General features: G+C 65.2%; 27 protein-coding genes. 9 read left to right on the top strand and 18 right to left on the bottom strand.

Annotated features, from left to right (window positions below; translation table 11 throughout):
- Nucleotide 1: 1 nt before the first annotated feature.
- The 4 genes from grrM to nadC all read right to left on the bottom strand — a co-directional run bounded on the left by grrM (nt 2) and on the right by nadC (nt 3,557).
- Complete coding sequence (gene grrM / locus U9970_RS13890) at nt 2–1,156, bottom strand: cyclophane-forming radical SAM/SPASM peptide maturase GrrM/OscB (RefSeq protein WP_322764696.1); 1,155 nt, start codon at nt 1,154–1,156, stop codon at nt 2–4.
- Between the two features lie 20 nt (nt 1,157–1,176).
- A complete protein-coding gene (gene grrA / locus U9970_RS13885) occupies nt 1,177–1,590 on the bottom strand; it encodes a GrrA/OscA1 family cyclophane-containing rSAM-modified RiPP (RefSeq protein WP_322764695.1) in 414 nt (137 codons plus the stop codon).
- A gap of 31 nt (nt 1,591–1,621) precedes the next feature.
- Nucleotides 1,622–2,614 carry an extracellular substrate binding-like orphan protein GrrP gene (grrP, locus tag U9970_RS13880; RefSeq protein WP_322764694.1) on the bottom strand — a complete coding sequence of 331 codons (993 nt, stop codon included), beginning with the start codon at nt 2,612–2,614 and terminating at the stop codon, nt 1,622–1,624.
- A gap of 73 nt (nt 2,615–2,687) precedes the next feature.
- A complete protein-coding gene (gene nadC, locus U9970_RS13875) occupies nt 2,688–3,557 on the bottom strand; it encodes a carboxylating nicotinate-nucleotide diphosphorylase (RefSeq protein WP_322764693.1) in 870 nt (289 codons plus the stop codon).
- 71 nt (nt 3,558–3,628) lie between these two features.
- Here nadC and U9970_RS13870 point away from each other — a divergent pair, with 71 nt between their 5' ends.
- Nucleotides 3,629–5,215 carry an NCS2 family permease gene (locus tag U9970_RS13870; protein ID WP_322764692.1) on the top strand — a complete coding sequence of 529 codons (1,587 nt, stop codon included), beginning with the start codon at nt 3,629–3,631 and terminating at the stop codon, nt 5,213–5,215.
- Here the strand turns inward: U9970_RS13870 and U9970_RS13865 are convergent.
- Complete coding sequence (locus tag U9970_RS13865; RefSeq protein WP_322764691.1) at nt 5,184–5,816, bottom strand: hypothetical protein; 633 nt, start codon at nt 5,814–5,816, stop codon at nt 5,184–5,186. The two genes, U9970_RS13870 and U9970_RS13865, sit on opposite strands and share 32 nt — an antisense overlap.
- Before the next feature lie 54 nt (nt 5,817–5,870).
- A complete protein-coding gene (gene mnmE / locus U9970_RS13860) occupies nt 5,871–7,259 on the bottom strand; it encodes a tRNA uridine-5-carboxymethylaminomethyl(34) synthesis GTPase MnmE (RefSeq protein WP_322764690.1) in 1,389 nt (462 codons plus the stop codon).
- Here mnmE and U9970_RS13855 point away from each other — a divergent pair.
- Entirely contained in the window at nt 7,258–7,746 is a 489-nt protein-coding gene (locus U9970_RS13855; RefSeq protein ID WP_322764689.1) for a DUF2062 domain-containing protein, read from the top strand. The two genes, mnmE and U9970_RS13855, sit on opposite strands and share 2 nt — an antisense overlap.
- Here the strand turns inward: U9970_RS13855 and U9970_RS13850 are convergent.
- Entirely contained in the window at nt 7,714–7,902 is a 189-nt protein-coding gene (locus tag U9970_RS13850; RefSeq protein WP_322764688.1) for a hypothetical protein, read from the bottom strand. The two genes, U9970_RS13855 and U9970_RS13850, sit on opposite strands and share 33 nt — an antisense overlap.
- Before the next feature lie 112 nt (nt 7,903–8,014).
- Between U9970_RS13850 and U9970_RS13845 the strand changes: the two genes are divergently transcribed.
- A complete protein-coding gene (locus U9970_RS13845) occupies nt 8,015–8,164 on the top strand; it encodes a hypothetical protein (RefSeq protein WP_322766161.1) in 150 nt (49 codons plus the stop codon).
- Here the strand turns inward: U9970_RS13845 and U9970_RS13840 are convergent.
- Entirely contained in the window at nt 8,161–10,470 is a 2,310-nt protein-coding gene (locus tag U9970_RS13840; protein WP_322764687.1) for a RelA/SpoT family protein, read from the bottom strand. The two genes, U9970_RS13845 and U9970_RS13840, sit on opposite strands and share 4 nt — an antisense overlap.
- 52 nt (nt 10,471–10,522) lie before the next feature.
- Here U9970_RS13840 and U9970_RS13835 point away from each other — a divergent pair, with 52 nt between their 5' ends.
- Nucleotides 10,523–12,124: an ABC transporter ATP-binding protein gene (locus tag U9970_RS13835; RefSeq protein ID WP_322764686.1), complete on the top strand. Its 1,602-nt coding sequence runs from the start codon at nt 10,523–10,525 to the stop codon at nt 12,122–12,124.
- Here the strand turns inward: U9970_RS13835 and U9970_RS13830 are convergent.
- From U9970_RS13830 to U9970_RS13820, 3 genes are read right to left on the bottom strand one after another with little or no spacing between them, the layout of a single operon-like run.
- A complete protein-coding gene (locus U9970_RS13830; RefSeq protein WP_322764685.1) occupies nt 12,111–13,055 on the bottom strand; it encodes an RluA family pseudouridine synthase in 945 nt (314 codons plus the stop codon). The two genes, U9970_RS13835 and U9970_RS13830, sit on opposite strands and share 14 nt — an antisense overlap.
- Nucleotides 13,052–13,954, bottom strand: coding sequence for a ribosome biogenesis GTPase YlqF (ylqF, locus tag U9970_RS13825; protein WP_322764684.1), 903 nt, complete (start codon nt 13,952–13,954; stop codon nt 13,052–13,054). Before ylqF ends, U9970_RS13830 begins: the two co-directional genes overlap by 4 nt.
- Nucleotides 13,955–14,329, bottom strand: a complete 375-nt coding sequence (locus tag U9970_RS13820; RefSeq protein ID WP_322764683.1) for a universal stress protein — start codon at nt 14,327–14,329, stop codon at nt 13,955–13,957. It lies immediately after the preceding gene.
- A gap of 158 nt (nt 14,330–14,487) precedes the next feature.
- Here U9970_RS13820 and U9970_RS13815 point away from each other — a divergent pair, with 158 nt between their 5' ends.
- Nucleotides 14,488–15,693 carry a phosphoglycerate kinase gene (locus U9970_RS13815; protein WP_322764682.1) on the top strand — a complete coding sequence of 402 codons (1,206 nt, stop codon included), beginning with the start codon at nt 14,488–14,490 and terminating at the stop codon, nt 15,691–15,693.
- Between the two features lie 40 nt (nt 15,694–15,733).
- Here the strand turns inward: U9970_RS13815 and U9970_RS13810 are convergent, their stop codons facing one another.
- The 4 genes from U9970_RS13810 to U9970_RS13795 all read right to left on the bottom strand — a co-directional run bounded on the left by U9970_RS13810 (nt 15,734) and on the right by U9970_RS13795 (nt 18,911).
- On the bottom strand, nt 15,734–15,883 hold the full coding sequence (locus tag U9970_RS13810) for a hypothetical protein (RefSeq protein ID WP_322764681.1): 150 nt from the start codon (nt 15,881–15,883) through the stop codon (nt 15,734–15,736).
- 415 nt (nt 15,884–16,298) lie between these two features.
- Entirely contained in the window at nt 16,299–16,772 is a 474-nt protein-coding gene (locus U9970_RS13805) for a hypothetical protein (protein WP_322764680.1), read from the bottom strand.
- 149 nt (nt 16,773–16,921) lie between these two features.
- Nucleotides 16,922–18,208, bottom strand: a complete 1,287-nt coding sequence (locus tag U9970_RS13800) for a sensor histidine kinase (protein ID WP_322764679.1) — start codon at nt 18,206–18,208, stop codon at nt 16,922–16,924.
- On the bottom strand, nt 18,186–18,911 hold the full coding sequence (locus U9970_RS13795) for a response regulator (protein WP_322764678.1): 726 nt from the start codon (nt 18,909–18,911) through the stop codon (nt 18,186–18,188). Before U9970_RS13795 ends, U9970_RS13800 begins: the two co-directional genes overlap by 23 nt.
- An 85-nt stretch (nt 18,912–18,996) precedes the next feature.
- On the opposite strand from U9970_RS13795, the gene U9970_RS13790 reads away from it, so the two are divergent.
- Nucleotides 18,997–19,263, top strand: coding sequence for an EF-hand domain-containing protein (locus U9970_RS13790; protein ID WP_322764677.1), 267 nt, complete (start codon nt 18,997–18,999; stop codon nt 19,261–19,263).
- Between the two features lie 26 nt (nt 19,264–19,289).
- Here the strand turns inward: U9970_RS13790 and U9970_RS13785 are convergent, their stop codons facing one another.
- Complete coding sequence (locus tag U9970_RS13785; protein WP_322764676.1) at nt 19,290–20,000, bottom strand: hypothetical protein; 711 nt, start codon at nt 19,998–20,000, stop codon at nt 19,290–19,292.
- A 126-nt stretch (nt 20,001–20,126) separates the two neighbouring features.
- Between U9970_RS13785 and U9970_RS13780 the strand changes: the two genes are divergently transcribed.
- From U9970_RS13780 to U9970_RS13770, 3 genes are all read left to right on the top strand, one after another.
- Entirely contained in the window at nt 20,127–21,200 is a 1,074-nt protein-coding gene (locus tag U9970_RS13780; RefSeq protein WP_322764675.1) for a UDP-N-acetylglucosamine--N-acetylmuramyl-(pentapeptide) pyrophosphoryl-undecaprenol N-acetylglucosamine transferase, read from the top strand.
- Between the two features lie 77 nt (nt 21,201–21,277).
- On the top strand, nt 21,278–21,502 hold the full coding sequence (locus tag U9970_RS13775; RefSeq protein WP_322764674.1) for a type II toxin-antitoxin system Phd/YefM family antitoxin: 225 nt from the start codon (nt 21,278–21,280) through the stop codon (nt 21,500–21,502).
- Nucleotides 21,502–21,768, top strand: a complete 267-nt coding sequence (locus tag U9970_RS13770) for a Txe/YoeB family addiction module toxin (protein WP_322764673.1) — start codon at nt 21,502–21,504, stop codon at nt 21,766–21,768. Before U9970_RS13775 ends, U9970_RS13770 begins: the two co-directional genes overlap by 1 nt.
- Here U9970_RS13770 and U9970_RS13765 read toward each other — a convergent pair.
- Entirely contained in the window at nt 21,692–22,855 is a 1,164-nt protein-coding gene (locus tag U9970_RS13765) for a pyridoxal phosphate-dependent aminotransferase (protein WP_322764672.1), read from the bottom strand. The two genes, U9970_RS13770 and U9970_RS13765, sit on opposite strands and share 77 nt — an antisense overlap.
- A 24-nt stretch (nt 22,856–22,879) precedes the next feature.
- Nucleotides 22,880–23,395, bottom strand: a complete 516-nt coding sequence (locus tag U9970_RS13760; protein WP_322764671.1) for a reprolysin-like metallopeptidase — start codon at nt 23,393–23,395, stop codon at nt 22,880–22,882.
- Nucleotides 23,396–23,516: the final 121 nt, after the last annotated feature.

Genomic DNA, 23,516 nt, shown 5'->3' with positions numbered 1-23,516 from the left:
ATCATCCCTCTCCAGCCAGCTGCAAGTCTGCCTCCATTCCCTGCAGCACTACATCGGCCACCAGCTTGATGCGATAGCGGCAGGCCTGGGTTTCGGTGCAGTCGAAACTGCGGTGCTCCCAGTATTTGTTGCTGCCCGCACCACCCCCGCATAGCCCGAAGTACTCACACTCCTGGCGGCAGCGCTCCACACCGGAGCGAATCTCCTGCAGCACCCGCTGCAATTTGTCTGTTGCGGCGATGGCTTCCAGGCTGTCGTGCAACACATGACCAAAAGCAAAATCGCCGTATTCGGCGGTGGGCACTGACAGCAACTCGGGATCAAAGGTCGACACATTGCCGCGTGCGTCCACATTGACGATCGCGAAGGGAGCGTTCATGTCGGTTTGGGCCATGCGGGCATTGCTGCAGGCCAGGCTGACGATCCCGTCAAACTCCCGCAGACGCAGGCTCCCCGGCTGCTCCATACAGCGCTGCCAAAACCGCTCTAAAAAGGCCCGATAGCGCTGCTCAGCGCAGGGAGCCTCGAGGCTGGAGGCGGCGTTTTCACCTTCGGTTTCCTCCATGTTGAAGCCCACGTCGGTGATGCCGTGCTCGAGGAAGAAATCAAACAGGCCATCGGCATGGTCGAGGGCGTCGGCGGTGAGCACACAGATCACCTGAAAAGCAATCTGGCGCCGCAGCAGCCAGTCGATTCCCCGCATCACCGCCCCATGGGTGGGCAGGCCGGTGCGGGTAACCCGGTGGGCGTCATGCAGGAAGGCAGGGCCGTCCATGCTCACCCCCACGTGAATGTCATTGCGCTCGAAGCAGTCGCACCAGGCTCCATCGATCACGGTGGCATTGGTCTGCAGCGACTGGACGATCGTGCCGGCGGGCAGGCCGCGCCGCTCGAGCAGCTGGCGCAGGCGAGCACTGGCTTGGTCGTAGAAGGCGATTGGCGCCATCAGCGGTTCGCCCGCATGCCATAGCAGGGTGAATTGGCCCTCGAAATAGGGGCTATCGAGCACCCGCTCCACCGCCGCTTCGAGCAGCTCAAGCGAAAGCCGGGTGCGATCAGCCCGATCGGGCAGATAGCAGTAGTCGCAATCGAGGTTGCAGTAGGGGGTGGGCTGCACCACCAGTAGCCGCACGGGGCCATAAGCCTGGCTTTCCACTTCAGCAGCCTGGGGAGCGATCAGCGCCAGTAGCGACCACCATTTAAGAAGCCCCCATTGCGGAAGCCGCCATTGCGGAAGCCACCGTTATGGAACCCTCCATTACGGAAGCCCCCGTTATTAAATCCGCCGTTGTAGAAGCCACCGTTACGGAAGCCGCCATTGCCCCAGCCCAAGCCCGAGCCGTTAACGAACACGTACGACATAGCGTCATCGGGCAAACCAGAGGCTGCGTCGCCATCGCGCTCCTGCACTGCCGCCGCAATGCGGCTCAGCCGCTCCTCAATGCTGAGGAAGGTTGATTTGGCTGCGGTTTGGTCCTGGGCTGCAGGCTCATGCTGGGCGCTAGCTAACGCCAGAGCCGCAGCCCCATCGAGGGGTAGGGAGGCCAGCAGCAACAGGCCGAAGAGATGGGAGCGGTTCAAGAACGCCATAACAACTGCAAAAAGGGTTTCAGCGAGGGGATCAGCGGCCGGTCGTAGCAGCCTGACCTTCAAGAACGGGGCGAATCGTCTCAACCCCCAAAAGCGCAGCCTCAAAGCTGGCGCGGATCGCAGATTCAGGCAATCCCAAGGCACTTGCCGGACCGAGCCAGCGGTTCACGGCGGTCACCGTGTCTGGCTGGCCATCGAGATAGCCCTGGAGCAGCCTGGCAATCGCCAGATTGACCACGTTGCGGAAGGCTGAGTCGTTTTCGGCGAGCACACAGCTCACCGCGTAAGCCTCGTAGGGGAAATCCGGACTGAGGGCCAAGCCGGGCAGGCCCTGCTGGCGCACCAGCCCCGCCAGCACGATCGTGTCGCCAATTACGCCATCAACGCTGCCGGCCTGCATCGCGGCCACGGCAGCGTTGAGGTTGTCGAAGGCAACAGGCGTGGCCTTTGGCTGCATGCCCCGCAGTTCGGTTTCACCCAGGGACTGGCGCACCACCCCAATCCGCCGTCCCGCCAAGGCGGTGGGGCTGCCATCAAAGCGACCGGCGGGCGCCAGTAATCTCACGCCGGAAAGGCCAATCGGCAGCGAGAAATCCACCCGCATCTCCAGCTCCCAGTTGAACGGCAGGCCGCAGGCAAGATCCGCCTTGCCGCTGGTGATGCTGTTCACCAGGCTGGCCGGATCACCGGTCGGCGCAAAGCGGACCTTCACAGGCCGGCCCACGGCCTGGCTCAGCTCAGCGGCAATGCGTTCAGCCACCAAGATGCCGTAGCCGGAGGGCTGGCCCTGGGGGCTCAGCATCATTAAGGGCGGGACGTCGGCGAAACCACTCAGCACCAGCTCGCCGCTGCGCGCTGCCCGCTGCACCGCCCCCTCCTGCTGGGGTTTGATTTGGGATTGGGCCTGGACCGCCGCCGGCATTACGGCCAGCAGCCCGAGAGCTCCCACGCCAGCAGCCAGCCGGCGGCCAAGGCCAGCTAAGCGGGAGCTGGGCTTGGAAAAGCTGCGCTTTGGTGCTGCCACCCAACCTCGACATGAACTAGCCGAAGTATAAAGAGGCATGGCGTTAGTGCCAACGCAGCTCTGCCAACTGGGCTCAAAAATCAAACCGCATGCTGAGATCAAGCCAGGCGCTGCGGGTGATCGGCGCGCTGGTGGAGATCAGGTCGATGCCGCTGCTGGCGTAGTCGCGGAGCTGCTCGGGCTGCACGCCTGAGGCTTCCAGCACCAGCTGCCGGCCGCCAGCCAGGCTGCGCAACTCGGGCACCAGCTGCCGCAACTGGGCCGGCGGGAATTCATCCAGCAGCACCCCATCAGCACCCGCCTGCACCGCCGCCGCCGCCTCAGCCGCCGTTTCCGCCTCCACAATCACCCGGGCCGGCCAAGGAGCATGGGCCCGCACCGCCGCGATCGCCACCTCCAAGCCACCTGCCACCCCACCGGCCCAAGCCAGGTGGTTTTCCTTGAGCATGGCGGCATCATCGAGGCCCTGGCGGTGGTTGCTGCCGCCCCCGCAGCGAACGGCGTACTTTTCAAGTCGGCGCAGACCCGGCGTGGTTTTGCGGGTGTCGACAAGGCGCACACCCGTGCCCTCGAGCTCGGCTACCAGGGCGGCGGTGGCAGTGGCGATGCCGGAAAGTCGCATGGCCAAGTTGAGGGCCGTGCGCTCGCCGGCCACCAGGGCAGCGGCCCCACCCTCCAGCTCCAGCAGGCGCTGGCCTGCCACCACCGGCTCACCATCAGCCACCAGCAACTGCAGCCGCAGCGCCGGATCCAGCAAGCGGAACAGCGGCTCCACCAGCACCCCTCCGCAAAACACCCCGGGCGCCTTGGCCAGCCAGTGGGCCCGACCAGGGCGACCAGCCAGCGCCGCAGCCGTGAGATCGCCGCGGCCAATATCTTCAGCCAGCCAGGCGCGCAGCTGCAGTTCCAGCTCGGGGGTAGAGGGCAGATGGGCAGCGGGCATTACCTCTCCAGGCCAGGCTTCCCATGATGGGTGGTGCCAGTCTGATAGGCACTTCGCATCAGAGCGCTTCCATGGGCAAACCCCGCTGGTGGACCGCCGGTGACCTCGATGGCTTCCTCGGCCTCGGGCTCGACAACCTGATCCAGATCCTGTTGATCGTGGCTCTCTGCCGCGGAGTACTCGGCTATCCCGACAGCCTGATCTTTGGCGCGATCCTGCCGGCTACTGGCATCAGTCTGGTGGTGGGCAACCTGGCCTACGCCCGCCAGGCCTTTCAGCTTGCCCAGCGCGAGGGGCGCGACGACCGCACCGCCCTCCCCTACGGCATCAACACGGTGAGCCTGTTCGCCTATGTGTTTCTGGTGATGCTGCCGGTGAAGCTGACGGCCTTGAGCCAGGGCCTGGATCCAGCCGCAGCGGTAACCCTCTCGTGGCGAGCCGGGCTGATCGCCTGCCTGGGTTCGGGGTTGATCGAGTGCTCTGGTGCCTTCATCGGCAACAGCCTGCAGCGCTGGCTGCCTCGCGCAGCCCTGCTCTCCACCCTGGCGGGCATTGCCCTGGGTTACATCGCCCTGGGCTTCCTGCTGCGCACCTACGCCCAACCGGTGGTGGGGCTGGCAGTGCTGGCCGTGATCCTGGTGGGCTACTACGCGCCGGTGCGCTGGCCGGTGCCAGCCGGCCTGGTGGCCGTGCTGCTGGGCATCGCCCTGGCCTGGGCCAATGGTTTGATCGACCTCGATCCGGTGCGCTGGCAGAGCAGCACTGCCCTGATTGGGCTCCATGTACCCAAGCTGCAACTGGCAGAGCTATGGCAGGCGCGCGGCCAGCTAGTGCCCTGGTTGGGGGTGATCGTGCCGATGGGACTTTTTAATGTGATCGGTTCGCTGCAAAACCTGGAGAGCGCCGAAGCCGCCGGCGATCGCTATCCGGTGCCCAGCTCGATGCTGATCAATGGCATCGGCACCCTGGCCGCTGCCACCTTGGGCTCCTGCTTTCCCACCACCATCTACATCGGCCACCCGGGCTGGAAGGCCATGGGCGCCCGCATTGGCTACTCCTGGCTCAATGGCGTGGTGATGGGCGCCGCCTGCCTGCTGGGCCTGTTTGGCGTGGTTGGCCAACTGGTGCCGATTGAAGCCGGCATGGCGATCGTGTTCTACATCGGCCTGGTGATCGCTGCCCAGGCCTTCCAGGCCACGCCGCCTCGCCATGCTCCGGCCGTGGCCCTGGGGCTACTGCCCGGGCTGGCCGGCTGGGGCGCCCTGATGCTCAAGGCAGGGCTGCGGGCCGGTGGCAGCGGCACCGCCGCCAACCCCTTTGGGCCAGCCCTGCTGGCGCCCCTGGCCCAGGCCGATGTGTGGGCCGCCGGGGCCTTCGCCCTCGAGCAAGGCCAGATCATCACAGCGATGCTGCTGGCGGGCATGCTCGTGTACGTGATCGAGGCCCGCTTGCTGGCGGCGGCGGCCTGCGCCGGCCTAGCAGCCCTGCTGTCCTGGTTTGGTGTGATCCACGCCTGGCAATTCACCAGCTCCGACACCGTGCTGCACCTGGGCTGGGGAGTGGGCCGCAGCTGGGCCCTCGGCTACGGGGTGATGGCTTTGGTGTTCCTGGCGGCCCGCTGGGGCCTCAGCGCTGATGCTGCAGCAAACCGAGGGTGAGGTTGTCTGGGTCGGTTTGCAGGTAGACGTAGCCACCACCATTGGCGAGCAGCACCACTTTGTAGTTGTAGGGGACGCCTGCGGAATCTCTCTGGGTCATCGAACCCAGGCAGCTTTGGCCCTGCTGCTGGCTGGTGACCAGGCCATCAAGCTGCTCCAGCCGGCAAGCGCCTGGGGCCTGGGCCACATAGCGCAACGACAGCACCTCACTGGGGGCCACCACTAGCGAGGTCCTCGGCCTGCCCAGGCGATCCAGGGCGACCGCATCAGCCATGGCACCGGCCGAACCCTGGCGCTCCACCAAGGCCCAGCAGTTGGCATCGGCTTTCATCTGACCGCTGTAGCGATCTTCCGCAAAACGGCGCCCCTCCCGCAGGTAGCGCACCCCTTCGATGCGGCCATCGGCAAACCAGCGCTCCTGCATCAGCAGGGCCGTGGGTTCGCCCCGCTGCTGACCGCTACCCAGCACCACAAAGGTGCCAGCCGCGGGTGATTTGCACTGGGCCAGGGCCGCCGCGGTCGACTTTTCAGCGGCAGCGGCCGCTGGCACCAGGCCAGCGCACAGAGCTACGGCGGCAAGCAGGGAGCGGGGGTTGGCCATCAATGCACACCATCAAGTGATCGCAGTTTGGCAAGCGGCATTTTGGTAAGAGACCTACTTGCCAATACAGAACCGCGAAAACACCCGATCCAGCACCGCCTCGCTCACCGCCTCGCCGGTGATCTCACCGAGGGCGCGCACGGCGGCGCGCAGGTCAATCGTCCAGAAGTCCCAGGGCAGCTGCTGCGCCGCGGCTTCAAGGGCAGCCCCCAGGCTCAGGGCTGCTGCCGCCGCCAGATCCCGTTGGCGGGCATTAAGTGCCACCTGCACCCCTTCGAGGCAGCCAGCTCCGCAGCGGCGCAGCAGCTCCGCCACCAGCTCGTCGCGGCCGGCTCCGGTGAGGGCACTGAAGCGCACATCTGCCGGCTCCCCATCCCCCGGGGGCACCAGACCCACCGGCAGGCCAGCCCCATCGGCCTTGTTGCCCGCCACCAGCAGCACGACGCCTTCGGGCACCAGCTCCCGCAGGGCCTGATCCTCCAGGCTCCAGCCGGCGCTGAGATCAAACAGCAACAGCACCGCATCGGCGGCGGCCAGGGCGGCGCGGGAGCGCTCGATGCCCAGTTGCTCAACCCGGTCGCTGGTGGGGCGAATGCCGGCGGTGTCGAGCAGGGTGAGCGGCACCCCCTCGAGCACCAGCTCGCTTTCCAGCAGGTCGCGGGTGGTGCCAGGCAGGTCGGTCACGATCGCCCGCTCGCGGCGGCTGAGCAAATTGAGCAGGCTGGATTTGCCCACGTTGGGCCGACCCACGATCGCCACCCGCAGGCCACGGCGCAGCAACTCCCCCTGGCGCGCCTCAGCCACCAGCTGCTCCAGCTCCACCTGCACCGCCGCCAGTTCCGCCGTCACCGCCGCGCCATCAAGGGGGGGTAGGTCCTCCTCGAAGTCCACCCGCGCCTCCAACTCGGCCAGCTGATCCAGCAGGCGCTCGCGCAGGGCACCGATACGAAGCTGCAGGCCGCCATCAAGGCCCGCCATGGCCAGCTGGGCCGCCCGGCGGCTACGAGCCGTGATCATTTCGCTGATCGCCTCGGCGCGGGTGAGGTCGAGCCGGCCGTTTAAAAACGCCCGCTGGCTGAATTCCCCCGGCAACGCCCGCCGCGCCCCGGCCGCCAGCACCAGCTCCAGCACCCGCTGCACCGCCACCAAGCCCCCATGGCAGTGCAGTTCCACCACGTCTTCCCGAGTGAAGCTGCGGGGCGCCCGCATCAGCAGCAGCAGGGCCTCATCGAGCCGCTCACCACTAGCAGGATCCACCACATGGCCATAAAGCACCCGGTGGCTCTCCCAGCTCTGCTGGCCAGGGGCCGCAAACAACTGCCGGCCGATCGCCTCCGCCCCATTCCCTGAGATCCGTACGATCGCCACACTGCCCTCGCCCGGCGCCACGGCGGTGGCCACCGCGGCGATGGTGTCAGTAAATACGGCGTCGTTGAAGCCCATGCCCCCATTTCAGCTCCACACCGCCCTGGCACGCCGCCTACGGCAGATGCTGAACTGGCTCTGGCACCAAGAAGGCAGCCACGGCGAACGGGCCAGAGGCCTGGCGGTTGGCCTTTTCAGCGGCTGCTTTCCATTTTTTGGGCTGCAGATGGTGCTGAGCGTTGCACTGGCATCAATGGTCCGGGGCAACCACTTGCTGGCAGCGGCTGGCACCTGGGTGAGCAATCCATTCACCTATCTGCCCCTCTATTGGTTCAACTACCAAGTTGGCTGCTGGATAATTGGGCCAGGCACCGGCTGGCCCGGCCTGGCAAGCCTTAAGGACGGCAGCATCTGGCACAACAGCGGGGCCTTGGTCAGTCGGCTGATGCTGGGCTCGACCCTGGTCGCAATCACCACCGCGTTAGCGGGGGGATGGCTTTATTGGCAATGGTTGGAGCGGGGCAAGCCTGGTTCAGGAGCTGGCCAGGCCCGGAAACACCATTAAGTCAATGTGGCCATCGACAGGATGGCGCCATTCCCGGAATTCCTCAGCCAGAGCGCGCTGCTCGCGGGGCAGGGCTTGGGCTTGCAGATCCTGAAGCCGCTGGTGCACCAGGTCCAAGGTGTCGTCTATCAGTTGGGCAGCCTGCTCGGAGGTCATGGCATCACCTGCGCTGGATGGGCAGGTTGTAACTGGGGCTTCAAAGGCACGCTGTAGCCATCGTCACGACCGCCCCAGCAGTGAGAGGATTAACTCCTATTCAGTGGCACTCGTGACAAACGGCAAGGGATCTCAGCCCTCAGCACTATCAACCCTGCTGCTTGGCTTAGGCGCCGCCGGCGGCTTGGCCCTGCTGGTGTGGCTGACGCTGGTGATGCTCGACCTCAAGCACCTCAACACCTCCGGCTTCACCCTGCCCTAGCCGATGCCCGTGCGGGCGATGTCGAGCACATCGGCCATAGAGCGGATCTGATTGATGGTGCTGGCTAGCTGGCTGGCGCTGTCGAGCTCCACCCGCAGATCGATGCGGGCCGGCTTGCCAGGGTTGGTGCGCACCCGGGCATCGCAGACGTTGATGCGGTGATCAGACAGGCGAGTGAGGATGTCCTTGAGCACACCAACACGATCGAGCACCTCGATACGCAGTTGCACGGGGTAGCGACGCGGCCGCGACTCGGAGGCGGAGTTCCAGCGCACCGGCAGCCGCCTTTCGGCCGGCACCTGGGCCACGTTGGAGCAGTCCTGGCGGTGGATGGTGATGCCGTGGTTGCCGAGAGCCACCGCGCCAAGAATCTGCTCACCGGGTAGGGGACTGCAGCAGCCCCCCAGCCTGTAGTCGAGGCCCTCAAGGCCGAGGATTGAGCTGGTGCCACCCCCACCCACCGGCGCGTGGGCCGCCACCTTGGCCGCCACCTGCTCATTGCTGAGCACGGGGGCGGAGGCTTCGCTGGCCAGGCGCATTTCCTCCCGCAGCCTGTTGAGCACCTGATGCAGGGTGACCCCACCAAAGCCGAGGGAGGCCAGTAGGTCTTCGGTGCCGGTGAGATTGCAGCGGCGAGCCACCTTGGCCATCGCCTCCCCATTGAGCAGGGCATCGAAGCCATCGCGGCCGAGCTCGCGCTCGAGCATCTCGGTGCCGCGCTGGAGATTATCTTCGCGGTGGCTAGTTTTATACCAGTGGCGAATGCGATTACGGGCCGTGGGGGTAGCCACGAAATTGAGCCAGTCGAGGCTTGGGTGAGCCGTCTTGGCGGTAATCACCTGCACGAAGTCACCATTCCGCAGAGGCGTGGCGAGCGGGCATAGCCGATCATTAATGCGCACGCCCTGGCAGTGATTACCGATTTCTGAGTGGATGCGATAGGCGAAATCTACGGCCGTAGACCCCTTACGCAAACCCACCACATCGCCATTGGGAGTGAATACAAACACCTCCTCGTCAAACAGATCTTCCTTGATCGAGCGCAGGAAGTCGTTGCTGTCGGTGCCGCCATCGTCCTTCTGCCAATCAACCAGCTGCCGCAGCCAGTTGAATCGCTCGGCATCGGCTCCAGAGGCGGCAGGCGATCCGCCCTCCTTGTATTTCCAATGGGCCGCAATGCCGTATTCGGCCACCTGGTGCATGTCGGTGGTGCGGATCTGCACTTCGATCGGCCGGTGCCGGCCGATCACCGCCGTATGCAGGGATTGGTAGCCATTGGGCTTGGGCAAGCCGATGTAATCCTTGAAGCGCCCCGGGATCGGCCGGAAGGTGTCATGCACCACCGCTAGAGCCCGATAACAACACTCGAAGTTGGGGCAAAGAATCCGCAGAGCCGCCACGTCGTAGATCTCGTGGAACGCCTTCTGCTGGCGCTGCATCTTGCTCCAGATGCCATAGAGGTGCTTGGGCCGGCCGCTCACTTCGCAATTGGCCAAGCCCACGGCGGCGAGCCGGTCGCGCAGCAATTGCACCGTGACCGCCAGGCGCTCCTCGCGCTCGCTGCGCTTGGTGGCCACCTGCTGCTGCACGTCCCGGTAGGCCTCGGGTTCGAGGATCTTGAAGGCCAGATCTTCCAGCTCCCACTTCAGCCGGCCAATGCCGAGGCGATTGGCCAAAGGCGCATAGATCTCCCGGGTTTCCCGGGCGATGCGCAACTGCTTTTCGGGCTTGAGCGCCGCGATGGTGCGCATGTTGTGCAACCGGTCGGCCAGCTTGACCAGCACCACCCGGATGTCGCTGGCCATGGCCAGAAACATGCGGCGCAGGTTTTCAGCCTGGGCCTCGGTGTGGTTGGTGAAGTGAATGCCGCCGAGCTTGGTAACCCCCTCCACCAGCGCCCGCACCTCGGCACCGAAGTGCTGCTCAATCTCCTCAGCGGTGACCTCGGTGTCCTCCACCACGTCGTGCAGGAAGCCCGCAGCGATCACGCCGGCGCTGGCACCGATATCGCGCAGCAGGTCGGCAACGGCGACCGGATGAATGATGTAGGGCTCGCCACTGGCCCGAAACTGGCCCTCGTGCAGCTGGTAAGCGAAGTCGAAGGCGGAGGCCAGCAGGGCCTCGGCATCGGTGGGGCAGCTCTCCCCCTGCCCCGGTGGCACGTGCTCGATGCAGCGCTGCAACCACTCCGGCAGGGGCACGCCGTAGTCGGCTGGGGCACGAATGGGCTTGCGCACCAGAACTGGAGCGGCCGCCACTCGAGTGGCTACGGCCGTTGCATCCAGATTCGGAGCCGCCCTGAGCATTTCAGCCTGCGGGTTCCTCCCATCGTAGGCAGGGGGGGCCAAGCTGGTGGCCATGACCAGCCCCGTGCTCGCAATTGAGAACCTGGTGGTGCGCTATCCCGAAGCGGAGCGCCCCACCCTTGATGGGCTGACGCTCAGCCTGAGCCCGGGCGAGCGGCTGGCCCTGGTGGGTCCTTCCGGCTGCGGCAAAAGCACCGTGGCCCGGGCCGTGCTGCAACTACTACCCCCGGGCAGCCAGTGCAGCGGCTCCCTGCTGCTAGCGGGTCAGAACCCCAGCCAAATGGCCCGGCCGGCCCTGCGCCAACTACGCGGTGAAGCGGTGGGGCTGGTGTTCCAGGACCCAATGACCCGCCTCAACCCGCTACTGACGATCGGCGCTCACCTGGCCGACACCCTGGCGGCCCACCGGCCCCGCTGGCAGAGGCGCCAGGTGCGGCAACGGGCGGAAACCCTTCTGATCCGGGTGGGCATCGGCCCGGAGCGCTACGGCAGCTATCCCCATGAATTCAGTGGCGGCATGCGCCAGCGCTTAGCGATCGCCCTGGCGATGGCCCTGGAGCCTCCGCTGGTGATCGCCGACGAACCCACCACCAGCCTGGATGTGGCCGTAGCCGGCCAGGTGATGGCGGAGCTCAGCAACCTCTGCCGCGAAGCGGGCAGCGCCCTACTGCTGATCAGCCACGACCTGGCCATGGCGGGCCGCTGGTGCGACCAGATCGCCGTGCTGGATCAGGGACACCTGGTGGAACAGGCGCCAGCCCGGCAGTTGCTGCTGGCCCCCAGCTCCGCCCTGGCCCAACGGCTGGTGGCCAAGGCACGGGAGCGGGAGGGCGCCGAAAGTTTGCCGCCGCCGCCAGCACCGCTGCTGCTGGAAATCGAGCAGCTGCGCAGCTGGCATCCCCTGCCATCCCTGCCCTGGCAATCCCATTGGCTTAAGGCTGTTGATGGCGTCAGCCTGCGCCTGCAGCAAGGCGAAACCATCGGCCTGGTGGGAGCCTCAGGCTGCGGCAAAAGCACCCTCTGCCGCGCCCTGATGGGGCTGGCGCCGGTGCGGGGCGGCACGGTGCGCCTGCAGGGCACAAACCTGCTCAGCCTGCGGGGCCGAGCCCTGCGCCAGGCCAGGCGCGGCATTCAGATGGTCTTTCAAGATCCGCTGGCCTGCCTCAACCCCCAGATGGTGGTGGGTGAGGCGATTGCCGATCCCCTGCTGATCCACGGCCTGGCCAACCGCTCCCAGGCCCGTCAACGCGCCCGCGAACTGCTCACAGCGGTGGGGCTCACCCCCCCGGAAGCCTTTGAAAACCGCCTGCCCCGCACACTCTCTGGCGGTCAGCAGCAACGGGTAGCGATTGCCCGGGCCCTGATCCTGAATCCCCAGGTGCTGCTCTGCGATGAGAGCGTCAGCATGCTGGATGCCGAGGTGCAGGCAGATGTGCTGGCCCTGCTGCGGGAGCTGCAGGAGCGGCTGGGGTTGGGGATGCTGTTTGTCACCCACGACCTGTCGGTGGCAAGTGGCTTCTGCCACCGGGTGCTGGTGCTGGAGGGGGGGAAGATCGTGGAGGAGGGTCCCGGCTCCAGGCTGCTGAGCGATCCCCAAACCGCAATCACCCGAACCCTGGTGGAAGCCTGCCCGCGCCTACCTAGCGCCGCCTGAGCACCGCCAGCAAGCGCTCGAACGCCTCCGGCAGCGGTGCTTCGCACACCAGTCGCTGCTTGGTGATCGGGTGATCAAGTCCGAGTTGCACGGCGTGCAAGGCCTGGCCAGGCAGCTCAAGCGGCAGCTTGCGGCAGCGGGAGTAGGTGGGGTCGCCCACGATCGGGTGACCGATGTGGGCGCAGTGCACCCGGATCTGGTGGGTGCGGCCGGTGTCGAGCTTGAAGCGCAGCAGGCTGTAATCCCCCAGTCGCTCTACCAGGCGCCAGTGGGTGCAGGCATGGCGCCCCGAGTCGTCATGGACCACCGCATATTTCTTGCGGTCGACGGGATGGCGGCCGATCGCCCCAACGATCGTGCCGGAGTCGCCAGCGGGCTGGCCGTGCACCACCGCCAGGTACTGGCGAGAAGCGATGCGTTTCTGGATCTGCACTTGCAACTTCACCAGGGCCTCCTGGCTCTTGGCCACGACGATGCAGCCCGTGGTGTCCTTATCAAGCCGGTGCACGATGCCGGGCCGCAACTCACCGCCGATGCCGGGCAGATCTGGGCAGTGGTGCAACAGGCCATTCACCAAGGTGCCGTCCTTGTTGCCGGGCGCCGGGTGCACCGTGAGCCCGGCGGGCTTGTTGAGCACGATCAGGTGGGCGTCTTCAAACAGCACATCCAGGGACATCGCCTGGGCCACTAGGTAGGGCAGGGGCTCGGGCGGCGGCATCCACAGCTCCACCACGTCCTTTGGGCGCAGCGGCGTCTTGGCCCGCCCCGTGACGCCGTTGACCCGCACGTAGCCCGCCTCGATGAACTTTTGGATCCGGGCGCGACTCTGCTCCGGCCGCTGGGACACCAGCCAGCGATCCAGCCGCATCGGCAGCGGCTTGGCATAGGTGAGCGTCAGCAGCTCACCTTCGCCCTCACCGAATTCGCTCATGGCGGTGGCAGAACCGGCAGCTCAAGCGCAATGGCACCCAAGCGAGCGCAGCGAAAATCATCGAGCAGCTTGGTGGCCATGCGCAGGCTGTCACCGCTGGTGTGGCGCTCCGCAGCGGTCACCAGCCAGCCCTCCACATCCGGGCCGCCGCCGGGCAGCACGCCCAGGGGGATGCCGTAGCGCTTGCCCACCAGCCCAGCCGGCACACCAGCAGCTGGCTCGGCTTCAAGCAGGGTGAGCAGCTGCAGGAAGGCCCGGGCGGCGGCTTCGTTGTCGTAGGCCGCCTGGCCAATGTCGTCGCAGAGAGCCAGGCGCAGGGCTGCCTGCTGGTCGTCGAGGCGGGGCGGCAGCACGCCGGGGGCGTCGAGCAGGTCGAGGTCCTGGCCCAGCCGCACCCAGCGCAAGCTGCGAGTCACACCGGCGCGACGGGCGCTGTCTACGACTTTTTGGCGCACCAGCCGGTTGATCAGGGCCGATTTACCCACATTGGGGAAGCCCAGCATCAGCGCCCGCACCGGCCGTGGCTTCATGCCCCGCCCAGCCCGGCGAACGTTGAGGGCTATGCCGGCCCGGATCGCCGCCTGCTGCAGCTGCTTCACGCCGGTGCCGGCCTTGGCATCACACCACCAGCAGGTCTGCTCCTGGGCTCGAAACCAGGCGGTCCAGGCCTGGCGCACCGGCGGCGGGATCATGTCGACCCGGTTGAGCACCAGCAGGTGTTGCTTGTTGCCGATCCAGCGCTGCAGCCGCGGGTGGGAGGTGGCCATCGGTATGCGGGCATCGCGCACCTCGATCACCAGGTCCACCTTGGCCAGGTTGGCGCTGAGAGCTTTCTCCGCCTTGGCGATGTGGCCTGGGTACCACTGAATCGCGGGAGCGTTGACGCTGAGCTGAGTCACCTAAGGCACCACCAGCACCGGACAGGGAGCCAGCTGGATCACCCGGGCGGCGGTGCTCTGCTGATCGCTCTCAATCGCAATGCCGCGGGTGCCCATCACGATCACGTCGGCGTTGATCTCATCTGCCACGTCGCCGATCACGAAGGCGGGCTTGCCCTCCCGCTCGATCACCTGGCAGCTGACGCCAGCCTCTTCAAAGCGGGCGCGGGCCTGCTGCAGCAGGGCAGCAACCGCCGCTGGGTCGTCTTGCTCGGGCTCCACTACCGACAGCAACACCAGCTTGCTGGCATGCTGCTGGGCCAGTTTCAAGGCCACCGCAGCCGTTTCCATCGCCTGGCGGCTCTGGTCAATGGGAAAGAGAACGGTGTCAAACATGGGGCGAAATGCGGCTGGGCAGATGCGAGCCCGTGGCTTCAGTCTGGGGGGCCCACCGTCGTCCGGCCAGGGCGGATGGCAGGGGGGAATCCGCAGCCTGGGCGGGCCGGGACACGCGGGGGCTAATCTCCCCCGGCAATTCAGTTATTCCATAACCCATGGCGAAGCGATCCCTGGCCAGCCTTTCGGCCGATGAGCTCAGCGGCAAGCGCGTGCTGGTGCGGGTCGACTTCAACGTACCGCTAGATGACGCCGGTGCCATCACCGACGACACCCGCATCCGGGCCGCCCTGCCCACCATCAATGACCTGAGCAGCAAGGGCGCCAAGGTGATCCTGGCGGCCCACTTCGGCCGTCCCAAGGGCCAGGTGAACGAAGCCATGCGTCTCACCCCCGTGGCCGCCCGCCTCAGCGAGCTGCTCGGCAAGCCCGTGGTGAAAACCGACAGCTGCATCGGCCCCGACGCCGAAGCCAAGGTGGCAGCCATGGCCGCAGGCGATGTGGTGCTGCTCGAAAACGTGCGCTTCTTCGCCGAAGAGGAGAAGAACGACGCCGGTTTCGCCGCCCAGCTGGCCGCCCTTGCCGATATTTATGTGAACGACGCCTTCGGCGCCGCCCACCGGGCCCATGCCTCCACCGAAGGCGTCACCAAGGCGCTCAGCCCCAGCGTGGCCGGCTACCTGATGGAGAAGGAGCTCCAGTACCTGCAGGGCGCCATCGACGAGCCCAAGCGTCCCCTGGCGGCGATCGTGGGCGGCTCCAAGGTGAGCTCCAAAATCGGCGTGCTCGAAGCCCTGATCGACAAGTGCGACAAGGTGCTGATCGGCGGCGGCATGATTTTCACCTTCTACAAAGCCCGTGGACTGGCGGTGGGCAAGAGCCTGGTGGAAGAGGACAAGCTTGAGCTGGCCAAAGAGCTGGAGGCCAAAGCGGCCGCCAAGGGCGTGCAGCTACTGCTGCCCACCGATGTGGTGCTGGCCGACAACTTCGCCCCCGACGCCAACAGCCAGACCGTGTCGATCGACGCCATCCCCGATGGCTGGATGGGCCTGGACATCGGCCCCGACTCGCTCAAAGCCTTCCAGGAGGCCCTGGCCGACTGCAAAACCGTGATCTGGAACGGCCCCATGGGCGTGTTCGAGTTCGACAAGTTTGCCGCTGGCACCAACGGCATCGCCCACACCCTGGCCGACCTGAGCGGCAAGGGCTGCTGCACGATCATCGGCGGTGGCGACTCGGTGGCAGCCGTGGAAAAGGTGGGCGTAGCCGAGAAGATGTCCCACATCTCTACCGGCGGTGGCGCCAGCCTGGAGCTGCTGGAAGGCAAGGTGCTGCCCGGCGTGGCAGCACTAGATGAAGCCTGATCTGGATGGGGCCTGATCCAGGCTGAGAGCTACAGGGGGCTTAGGCCCCCTTTTTTTGTTGGCGCTGGTCCTTGCCCCAGCTCGGCATGCCAAAGCGGCGCTGGAGCTCGGCCCGTTCAGTCATCCAGCTGCGACGCTGCTCCATGGCCTGGGCCTGCTGGCTGCGCTGACAGCTTTCGATAGCAGGCAAGTCCCGAGCTTTAACAAAGCAGCCCTCGGCCTTCTTTAGCTGATCTAATCGCTGGCTGGAAATACGTTTTTCAAGCTGGCTTAGGTCAGCAAAATATTGCTGTCTCCGGGTGACGCTAAGGCGGCTCATTGCCTCAGCCTGCTGGCGCTGCAAAGCCTCCCGTCGCTCAGGATTTGGGCGCTGCCCAGTTGGGCTGCCCGACTGGCTTTGGGCCCATAGGGGGCCACTGCAGAGGAGCAGGAGAGCAGCAGCCAACCCAGGAAGGCGCGGCGCAAAGGAACTGATCAAACGGCTTGAGGTCATGGAATTTGCTAGGCGAAAGGGTGATTCACACATTAATCATGAATAGTTTTCAGCGCCTAGAAATAAATTTTCCCAGGCATCTCAAATCCTGTCTAACTGCCATCAAATCTGATCAGCAGCCCGACATCGTGCCCCCCAGGATCCCGCCAACTGCTGCTCCCATTGGCACCGCCCAGAGCCTGTTGCGATAACCGTTCGCCAAAGCACCACCCATCGTGCCCCCCAGGGCAGCTCCAACAATGGGCGCGGCGAGGGAACAGCTCCTGCTATGCACCACCGGGCTGCTTGGGTAAGCAGCTACTGGATAACCGCCATAACCACCTAGCTGAGATGGGGCGTAGCGGGGCCGCGTGGCATAAACAGGCTGGGGTGCATAGAAAGGCTGCTGGGCATAGAAAGGCTGGGCTCCGTAAGCATGCTGAGGCCCATATACGGGCTGGCGTGCATAGGCAGGACGGCGGGTATAGGCACGGGGAGGAGGCCCATAGGACTCATATGTGTAACGCTGAAAGGTATGGGGAGAGGCAAGGGCTGGCACCGGCAGGGCTAAAGCGGCTAAAGCCAGTGGCAGAAGTGATGCACGCATGGGAAAGCTCCGATTGGCAGTCATGAATCCCAGCAACTTGGCTGGTTCCCCTTCACTGTGCGGCGCCCGCTGCCTTGAATTGCAACCGAACCACCGCAAAACTGTGACCAAATCCGACTGAACCACTGAATCCCAGTCGGCGACTGGATTTAAGACTGCCCTTGAGAGCGTGCTTGGAGAGCAATTCCAAACCGCCAAGCAGAATCGCCATCAGCTTCCAACCGCTCCAAGTAGCCCCCATGGGACCGGGCAACCCGGGCGGCGATAGCCAGGCCCAGCCCACAATGACCGCTACCTCCACGGGCGACATCTAGACGCTGAAAGGGCATTAACGCCTGATCCCAGCGCTCTGGAGGTATGCCTGAGCCGCAATCCCAAATCACAATCCGAAACCCTTCCCCTGCCGGCTCTGCAGCTCGCAGCTGCAAGCACAGGGGCGGAGCTCCATAGCTACGAGCGTTGGCGATCAAATTGGCCACAGCTCGGGCAAGGGCGACAGGTTGTACCAGCCTCACCAGCGGCTCTAAATCTAATTCGAGCTCAGAAGCCGCAAGTCCAGCTGCCTGCTCGGCCAATAGTTGCTCCAAGGGCACAGCTAGAGCGGCTTCCTGGTCGCCACCGCCTGCAAATAACAAGAACTGGCCAGTGATCCGCTCCAAGGAGTCGAGGTCGGCCACAACTTGTTGCAGATCAGCTTGGCTCAGGTCCAGCAGGCTGATCCGAAAACGCAACCTGGTGAGCGGACTCTTGAGGTCGTGGGCGATGCCGGCCAGCATCACGGCCCTTTCTTGATCGACGGCCTGCAAGCGCTGCACCATGCCATTGAAACGAGCCGTGAGTTGTCTCACAACCAGCGTGCCCTGCTCCTGCTGAACCTCAGGCCAACCGCGGCGGCCCACGCCGCCAAGAACCTGCTGAAGCAACAGCAGCGGCCGCTGAACTTCCAACAGAAAAAACAACAGCAGCGCCACACTGCCCCCTAACCCCAGCCCCACCAGCAGCAACCAGGGATCCGGAGGCCAAGGACGCACAGGGGGAATAGGCACCAGTAACCACACCGGATCAAGGGGTGATAACAACTGAACCCACACCCCCCTTTGGGGGGCGAACGCCGGCAGCACGGAGGGGCACGGATTCAGGCTGGCGCAAAGCTCTTGGCGCAGCAGCTGCGCCTGAACTTCCAGGGCCCGTTCAGATCGACTGGGCGGTTTAGCTCCAACGCGCAGTGGTAGTCCGCTAAGGCGCGCCAACCTGGCTGGCGGCAAGCGATCAAGCGCCAGCTCCGCCAGGCGCAGCTGAAACAAAACCTCTGGTCCCTGCTGGGTAATCCGATCGCGTTGTAAGCGTTCCGCAAGCAGCAATTGCAACTGCAGGGTGCTGAGCAGGGCCACCCCCAGCCCCACCAGCCCATACCTAACGGCTGCGAGGTTGACCATCGGGCACAAATACATAGCCATAGCCCCACACCGTCTGCAGATAGCGGGGGCGAGCGGGATCAGGCTCCACCAACTTGCGTAGCCGCGACACCTGCACATCCATGCTGCGGCTGTCTGTCACTGAATCGGGCCCCCGTGCCAGTTCCACCAGGCGCTCGCGCGATAGGGGTCGATGCGGATGCTGCACAAAGGCCGCAAGTAGGGCGAATTCGCCGGAGGTGAGCAAGGTGACCTTGCCATCGTGCTCCAGGGTGCGGGCTGCCTGATCGAGCACCTGCTCGCCAATCGTCAGCATCTCTGCTTCAGCGAGGGGAGTGCCGGCCGGCAGGGCGACGCGGCGGCGCAGCACGGCCTCGATACGGGCCGTGAGCTCCCGCGGCAGAAACGGCTTGGCCAGGTAGTCGTCAGCGCCCTGCTCCAGGCCGATGATCCGATCCACGGCATCGCCCTTGGCAGTGAGCATCACCACCGGCAGGTCATCGCCGCCGTCGCGCAGGCGCCGCAACAGGGTGAGGCCATCGTCTCCCGGCATCATCAGATCGAGAACCACCAGATCAGGCCGCTGGCCAGCCAACCTCGCCAGCAACTGGGCCCCATCGGCCAGGCAACGCACGTCGTAACCCTGGTCAATCAGGTAGGTACCCACCATCCGCCTTAGTTCGGGGTCGTCATCCACAACCCAGATGCTTTGCCCTTGGGCCATGGAGGTGGCGTGCTGGAAAGATCTGGTCACAGCTTGGCCCGAAACTGGCAACAGGTCGCTTGGCCGGGCTGCATAACTTGGGTTGATGAGGATTTCCCCTGCCACCTTGATGGGTGCCCTTGCGGGCACGCTGCTGGTGACCCTGAGCGGTTTCGCCCAGCAACCGGCCCTTGCAGCCGATGAACTGCAGCAATACCAGCAGCGGCTAGGCAAACTATTTCGCCAGCTCGATAGCAACGGCGATGGGCGCTTGGGGCGTGATGAGGTGCGCTCCAATGCCTACCTGCAGCGACACTTCAGCCGCCTCGATCGCGCTAATAAGGGTTATTTGACCCCAGCGGACCTGCGCTGACGCTTGTGCCGGTCAAGGATTGAGTATCAAGGATTGAGCTGGGCCTTATCAGCCACCACCAGCACCCGCTTGGTGGCACTAACGATGCCTTTGGGGTGCACCAACAAGATCGCCCAGGTTTGGGCGCCCGGGGTGAAGGGAGCCTGCACTGACTTGAACAGGCCGCCACCGCCCAGGGCTCCCAGCTGCAGCTCGGGGCTCTCAAGAGCATTCACCTGCTGGCCGGTGAGGGCCACCAGACCACCGGCAGCCACGGCACCCTCCAAAGGTTCATCGAAAAGCGCATCCACGTCGTAGCGCTGGCCCGTGAGCACCGCGTCCGGAATCAACAGGCTCACAGGAAGTTCGGCCTCACCGCTACGCAGCAAGCTTTGCTCGCGAATCACGGTCTGGGCATTGATGCGGCCACCGCTGCTGCCGAGAACCAGCTGCTGCTGGGCTTCGAGCCGGTAGCGGGTGGGGCCCTCCTGACGGCTGCCCGAGAGCTGCAGCTGCACGGTGCTGCGACCATCACGCAGGGGCTTGCCCGTGCTGAGCTGCCAGCGGGCATCGGGAAACTGCTGCTTCAGGCTGCGGCGGCGCAACTCCACCAGGGTCACATCGAGGCCCGGACCGCTCTCCAGTACGGCCGATAGCTCACCGCTGCCGTTAAGGGCTGCCTCCAGGGCCTGCAGCTGAGCTGAGCTGGGCACCGCAGCGGCAGCTAGAGAAGGCGCGCTGGCCAGCAGGGCCGCCATCGCCAAAGTCCATATTTTTCGACCGACCAAGCCTGAACTCGGGGGCTGGAGAGGCGACATCAGAGCAGACGGCATCGCAAGGGCGGAAACCGCTTTTAAGTTAGGCGCGCTTCAGCCCCAGCACCCATGCCCAGGCTCCTAATTGCTGCCAGCGGCACCGGTGGCCACCTATTCCCTGCACTAGCAGTGGCCGATGCCATGCCGGCCGATTGGAGCGTGTCGTGGCTGGGGGTGCCAGACCGGCTGGAACGCCAGCTGGTGCCGAGCCGCTATCCACTGCACACGGTGCGGGCCGGTGGGCTGCAAGGCCGGGGCCTGCGCAAGCTGCTCAACCTGCTGCAACTGCTGCAGGCGGTTCGGTCGGTGCGGCGCTTGATCCAGCGCGAACGCATCGCAGCGGTTTTTACCAGCGGCGGCTACATCGCAGCGCCTGCAATCCTGGCGGCCCGCTGGTGCGGCGTGCCGGTGGTGCTGCATGAGAGCAACGCCGTGCCCGGCAAGGTGACCCGCCTGCTGGGGCGGCTCTGCAGCCAGGTGGCGGTGGGCCTGCCCCAGGCCGCTGCCCGCCTGCCCCGCTGCCGCCCCGCGGTGACGGGAACGCCGGTGCGGCAAGCCTTTCTGGAGCCCGCCTCCCTGCCCGACTGGGCGCCCCAAGGCTCCGGGCCCCTGCTGCTGGTGATGGGCGGCAGCCAGGGAGCCGTCGGTCTCAACCAAATGGTGCGCCCCCTGCTGCCCAAGCTCACGGCTGCAGGCGTGCGGGTGGTGCATCTCACCGGCAGCAACGACCCCGAGGCAGGCCAGCCCCTGCCGGCTGGGGTGGTGGAGCTTCCCTTCAGCGACGAGATCCCCGGCCTGCTGCAGCACGCCGCCCTGGCTATCAGCCGTAGCGGCGCTGGCGCCCTCAGCGAGCTGGCAGTGTGCGGCACCCCGGCGGTGCTGGTGCCCTACCCCGCCGCCGCCGACCACCACCAGGACGTCAACGCCGCCGCCGCCGCCGAACTTGGGGCGGCCGTGATCGTGTGGCAGCACGGCGGCCCCGCTGAGCCGGCCCTCGAGCGCAGCCTCTGGCGGCTGCTGGGGCCGCGCCTGCGGGGGGCAGCAGCTGCTTGTGATCCCCTGACAGGTATGTCAACAGCCATGGGCGAGCTGGCGGTGCGCGATGCCGATCAGCGAGTGGCGGCGATGCTGAGAAAACCCTAAAGTTGTCCAACAAAGCTGGACAGGAAGTGGCGATTGAAACTACTTACAGCCAAGCCAGAGAAGGCTTGAAGGGCCTGATGGACCGTGCCGTGCAAGACCGAGAGGTCGTGATGGTGCGGCGGCGCAAGGGCGGCGATGTGGCCCTAGTGGCTGCTGATGAACTGGCCGGCCTACTGGAAACAGCCCATCTGCTGCGCTCACCGGCGAATGCGGAGCGTCTTCTCACAGCCCTAAGCAGAGCCCGCGAGCAGAGACTGGACCCGATCAACCTGACGGACCTTGTCAGCAGCCTTCAAGGCTGATGGCCCCCTCCTGGCAGGCGGTGGTTCACCCAGAGTTTCTAGATGACTTGCAGCATTGGGTGCGCCACGAGCCACGCACCACTAAACGGCTGATTGAGCTGATGCAAGCCATCTTGAAAGATCCTTTTGAGGGCATCGGCAAACCTGAACCGCTCAAATACTTGGGGCCGGGCGTCTGGTCTCGGCGGATCACCCAGGAACATCGCTGCGTGTATTTGGTTCAGAGCAGCCGGGTCGAATTTCTGCAAGGGCGCTATCACTACTAAAGCGCCCTAATTCCTGCCGCAAGGCCCGCAGGATGCGGCGATTGTTGCGGTGGCTCTGATAGCCAATCCGCAGCCAGTTTTCCCCTAGCCCCTCGAAAGAGCGGCAATCGCGCAAGAGGATGTGATGGCGCTGCTCCAGGGCTTGGCGCAACGGCACTAGCGAATGCTCAGCGCGGATCAGCAGGAAGTTGGCGGCTGAAGGCAGGGGCGTGATGCCAGGCAGCTGGGCCAGCTGACGCTGCAGCCAGGCACCCTCGCGGCCGGTCCAGCGCTGCACCCTGCCGCACCAGCGCCGGTAGGCCGCCGGATCAGCCAGCAGCCGCTCCCCCACGGCGGCAGCCAGGCCATTCACGGGCCAGGGATCGCGCCAGGAGGCCCACTGGGCCAGGCGCTCGGGGTGGCCAAGGGCATAGCCAAGGCGCAGGCCCGCTATGCCATAAAGCTTGGTGAGGCTGCAGATCACCACCAGGTTTGGGTGCGTAGGCAGCAGCGGGATCAGGCTCTGGGCCTCGCCACCAGGCACCAGCGGCAGGAAAGCCTCATCGGCGATCACCAGGGCAAAGCGCTGCAGCAGGGGCTCCAGGGAGGCGCGAGTCCAGAGCGCTCCGGTGGGGTTGTGGGGATTGGTGAGCCAAAGCACCTCGCCCGCTGGCGGCGCCGGAAACGGCTGCGCCACCGAACCAACCTGCAGCGGCAGCGGCTGAGCCCGCCAAGCCCCATCCCAGCAGGCCAGGGCCCGCGGATAGTCGGCAAAACCCGGCTGGGCCAACACACTTACCCCTGCCGCCGCCGCATCCCGGGCCGCCCAGGTGAACAGCTCCGCTGCGCCGTTACCCGGCAACAGCCACTCGGGCTCCAGGCCATGCAGCCGGGCCAGGCCGCGGCGCAAACCTGCATAGGCGCGGTCGGGATAGGCCCGTAGCGGCGCGGTCAGCCCGGCCCCTAGCAAGGAGCGCCGCACAAACCAAGGCGGCCCGAAAGGAACCAGAGAGGCGCTGGCATCAAGCAACTGGGTATCGCGGCAACCCAGACGGGCGGCGACTGCGGCCAAATTGCCGCCATGGCGATCAAATGGCGCCAAAGACATCAGACCAACTTAAAAATAATTAGATCAAGACCAAAGAGATTGAAGCGCCGCGGTATCAGAATCCGTAAATCCCTTGAAGCCAGTATAATTATAAGACATAATGGTGTCCGTAGTGCCATAGCGACGGCCGTAAGGCTTGCCGTTCGGATGATCCAGTCCAAGTGCATGGCCAATTTCATGAGCTATCACCCAAGCCTCACGACGAGTCAGCTCGCCGCCACGCCTATCCACCCATTTGATTTCATACCAGGAGCTACGACGGGTCGTCACACCGATAGTATTGCCATTCAAGCTATCCACACAATACAAGTCAATATCCGACTTTGTGCGACTATCTTTTTCCTCGAATTCCAAACCCGTAATTTTATCAAGGCGGCTAAAGACTTGGCGAATATATTTTGATTCCCGACCCGACATCCCAAGCGTTTGCGCCTCGCCACGATCGGCGAGCCAATAGTTCACAACGCCATCACGACCCGAAAACTTCCAAAGATCCCCAGCCCATTTCTGGCTGGTAATAGCTGATATGGCGATACTCATAGGGCAACCAGACTTTTAAATATGCCTAGCTCTGGGCTTTCAGGCTAAGGCTTCAAACCGGGTTGCGTCTGGCCAAGGGGCATCCCGAAACCGGGGGTTCAGCACTCGCCCGAGGTCAGCC

Origin of the sequence: Cyanobium usitatum str. Tous (assembly GCF_963920485.1) — a bacterium.
Taxonomy (GTDB): domain Bacteria; phylum Cyanobacteriota; class Cyanobacteriia; order PCC-6307; family Cyanobiaceae; genus Cyanobium_A; species Cyanobium_A usitatum_A.
Note: the sequence above shows the minus strand (reverse complement) of the source record. Positions and strands in the feature narration are given on the sequence as shown.

Coding starts and splice junctions, on each gene's coding strand:
- grrA (WP_322764695.1), bottom strand. CDS start 1,590: ATGGCGTTCTTGAACCGCTCCCATCTCTTCGGCCTGTTGCTGCTGGCC.
- nadC (WP_322764693.1), bottom strand. CDS start 3,557: ATGCCCGCTGCCCATCTGCCCTCTACCCCCGAGCTGGAACTGCAGCTG.
- U9970_RS13870 (WP_322764692.1), top strand. CDS start 3,629: ATGGGCAAACCCCGCTGGTGGACCGCCGGTGACCTCGATGGCTTCCTC.
- U9970_RS13865 (WP_322764691.1), bottom strand. CDS start 5,816: ATGGCCAACCCCCGCTCCCTGCTTGCCGCCGTAGCTCTGTGCGCTGGC.
- U9970_RS13855 (WP_322764689.1), top strand. CDS start 7,258: ATGCCCCCATTTCAGCTCCACACCGCCCTGGCACGCCGCCTACGGCAG.
- mnmE (WP_322764690.1), bottom strand. CDS start 7,259: ATGGGCTTCAACGACGCCGTATTTACTGACACCATCGCCGCGGTGGCC.
- U9970_RS13850 (WP_322764688.1), bottom strand. CDS start 7,902: ATGACCTCCGAGCAGGCTGCCCAACTGATAGACGACACCTTGGACCTG.
- U9970_RS13840 (WP_322764687.1), bottom strand. CDS start 10,470: ATGCTCAGGGCGGCTCCGAATCTGGATGCAACGGCCGTAGCCACTCGA.
- U9970_RS13835 (WP_322764686.1), top strand. CDS start 10,523: ATGACCAGCCCCGTGCTCGCAATTGAGAACCTGGTGGTGCGCTATCCC.
- U9970_RS13830 (WP_322764685.1), bottom strand. CDS start 13,055: ATGAGCGAATTCGGTGAGGGCGAAGGTGAGCTGCTGACGCTCACCTAT.
- U9970_RS13820 (WP_322764683.1), bottom strand. CDS start 14,329: ATGTTTGACACCGTTCTCTTTCCCATTGACCAGAGCCGCCAGGCGATG.
- U9970_RS13815 (WP_322764682.1), top strand. CDS start 14,488: ATGGCGAAGCGATCCCTGGCCAGCCTTTCGGCCGATGAGCTCAGCGGC.
- U9970_RS13805 (WP_322764680.1), bottom strand. CDS start 16,772: ATGCGTGCATCACTTCTGCCACTGGCTTTAGCCGCTTTAGCCCTGCCG.
- U9970_RS13800 (WP_322764679.1), bottom strand. CDS start 18,208: ATGGTCAACCTCGCAGCCGTTAGGTATGGGCTGGTGGGGCTGGGGGTG.
- U9970_RS13795 (WP_322764678.1), bottom strand. CDS start 18,911: ATGGCCCAAGGGCAAAGCATCTGGGTTGTGGATGACGACCCCGAACTA.
- U9970_RS13790 (WP_322764677.1), top strand. CDS start 18,997: ATGAGGATTTCCCCTGCCACCTTGATGGGTGCCCTTGCGGGCACGCTG.
- U9970_RS13785 (WP_322764676.1), bottom strand. CDS start 20,000: ATGGCGGCCCTGCTGGCCAGCGCGCCTTCTCTAGCTGCCGCTGCGGTG.
- U9970_RS13780 (WP_322764675.1), top strand. CDS start 20,127: ATGCCCAGGCTCCTAATTGCTGCCAGCGGCACCGGTGGCCACCTATTC.
- U9970_RS13775 (WP_322764674.1), top strand. CDS start 21,278: ATGGACCGTGCCGTGCAAGACCGAGAGGTCGTGATGGTGCGGCGGCGC.
- U9970_RS13770 (WP_322764673.1), top strand. CDS start 21,502: ATGGCCCCCTCCTGGCAGGCGGTGGTTCACCCAGAGTTTCTAGATGAC.
- U9970_RS13765 (WP_322764672.1), bottom strand. CDS start 22,855: ATGTCTTTGGCGCCATTTGATCGCCATGGCGGCAATTTGGCCGCAGTC.
- U9970_RS13760 (WP_322764671.1), bottom strand. CDS start 23,395: ATGAGTATCGCCATATCAGCTATTACCAGCCAGAAATGGGCTGGGGAT.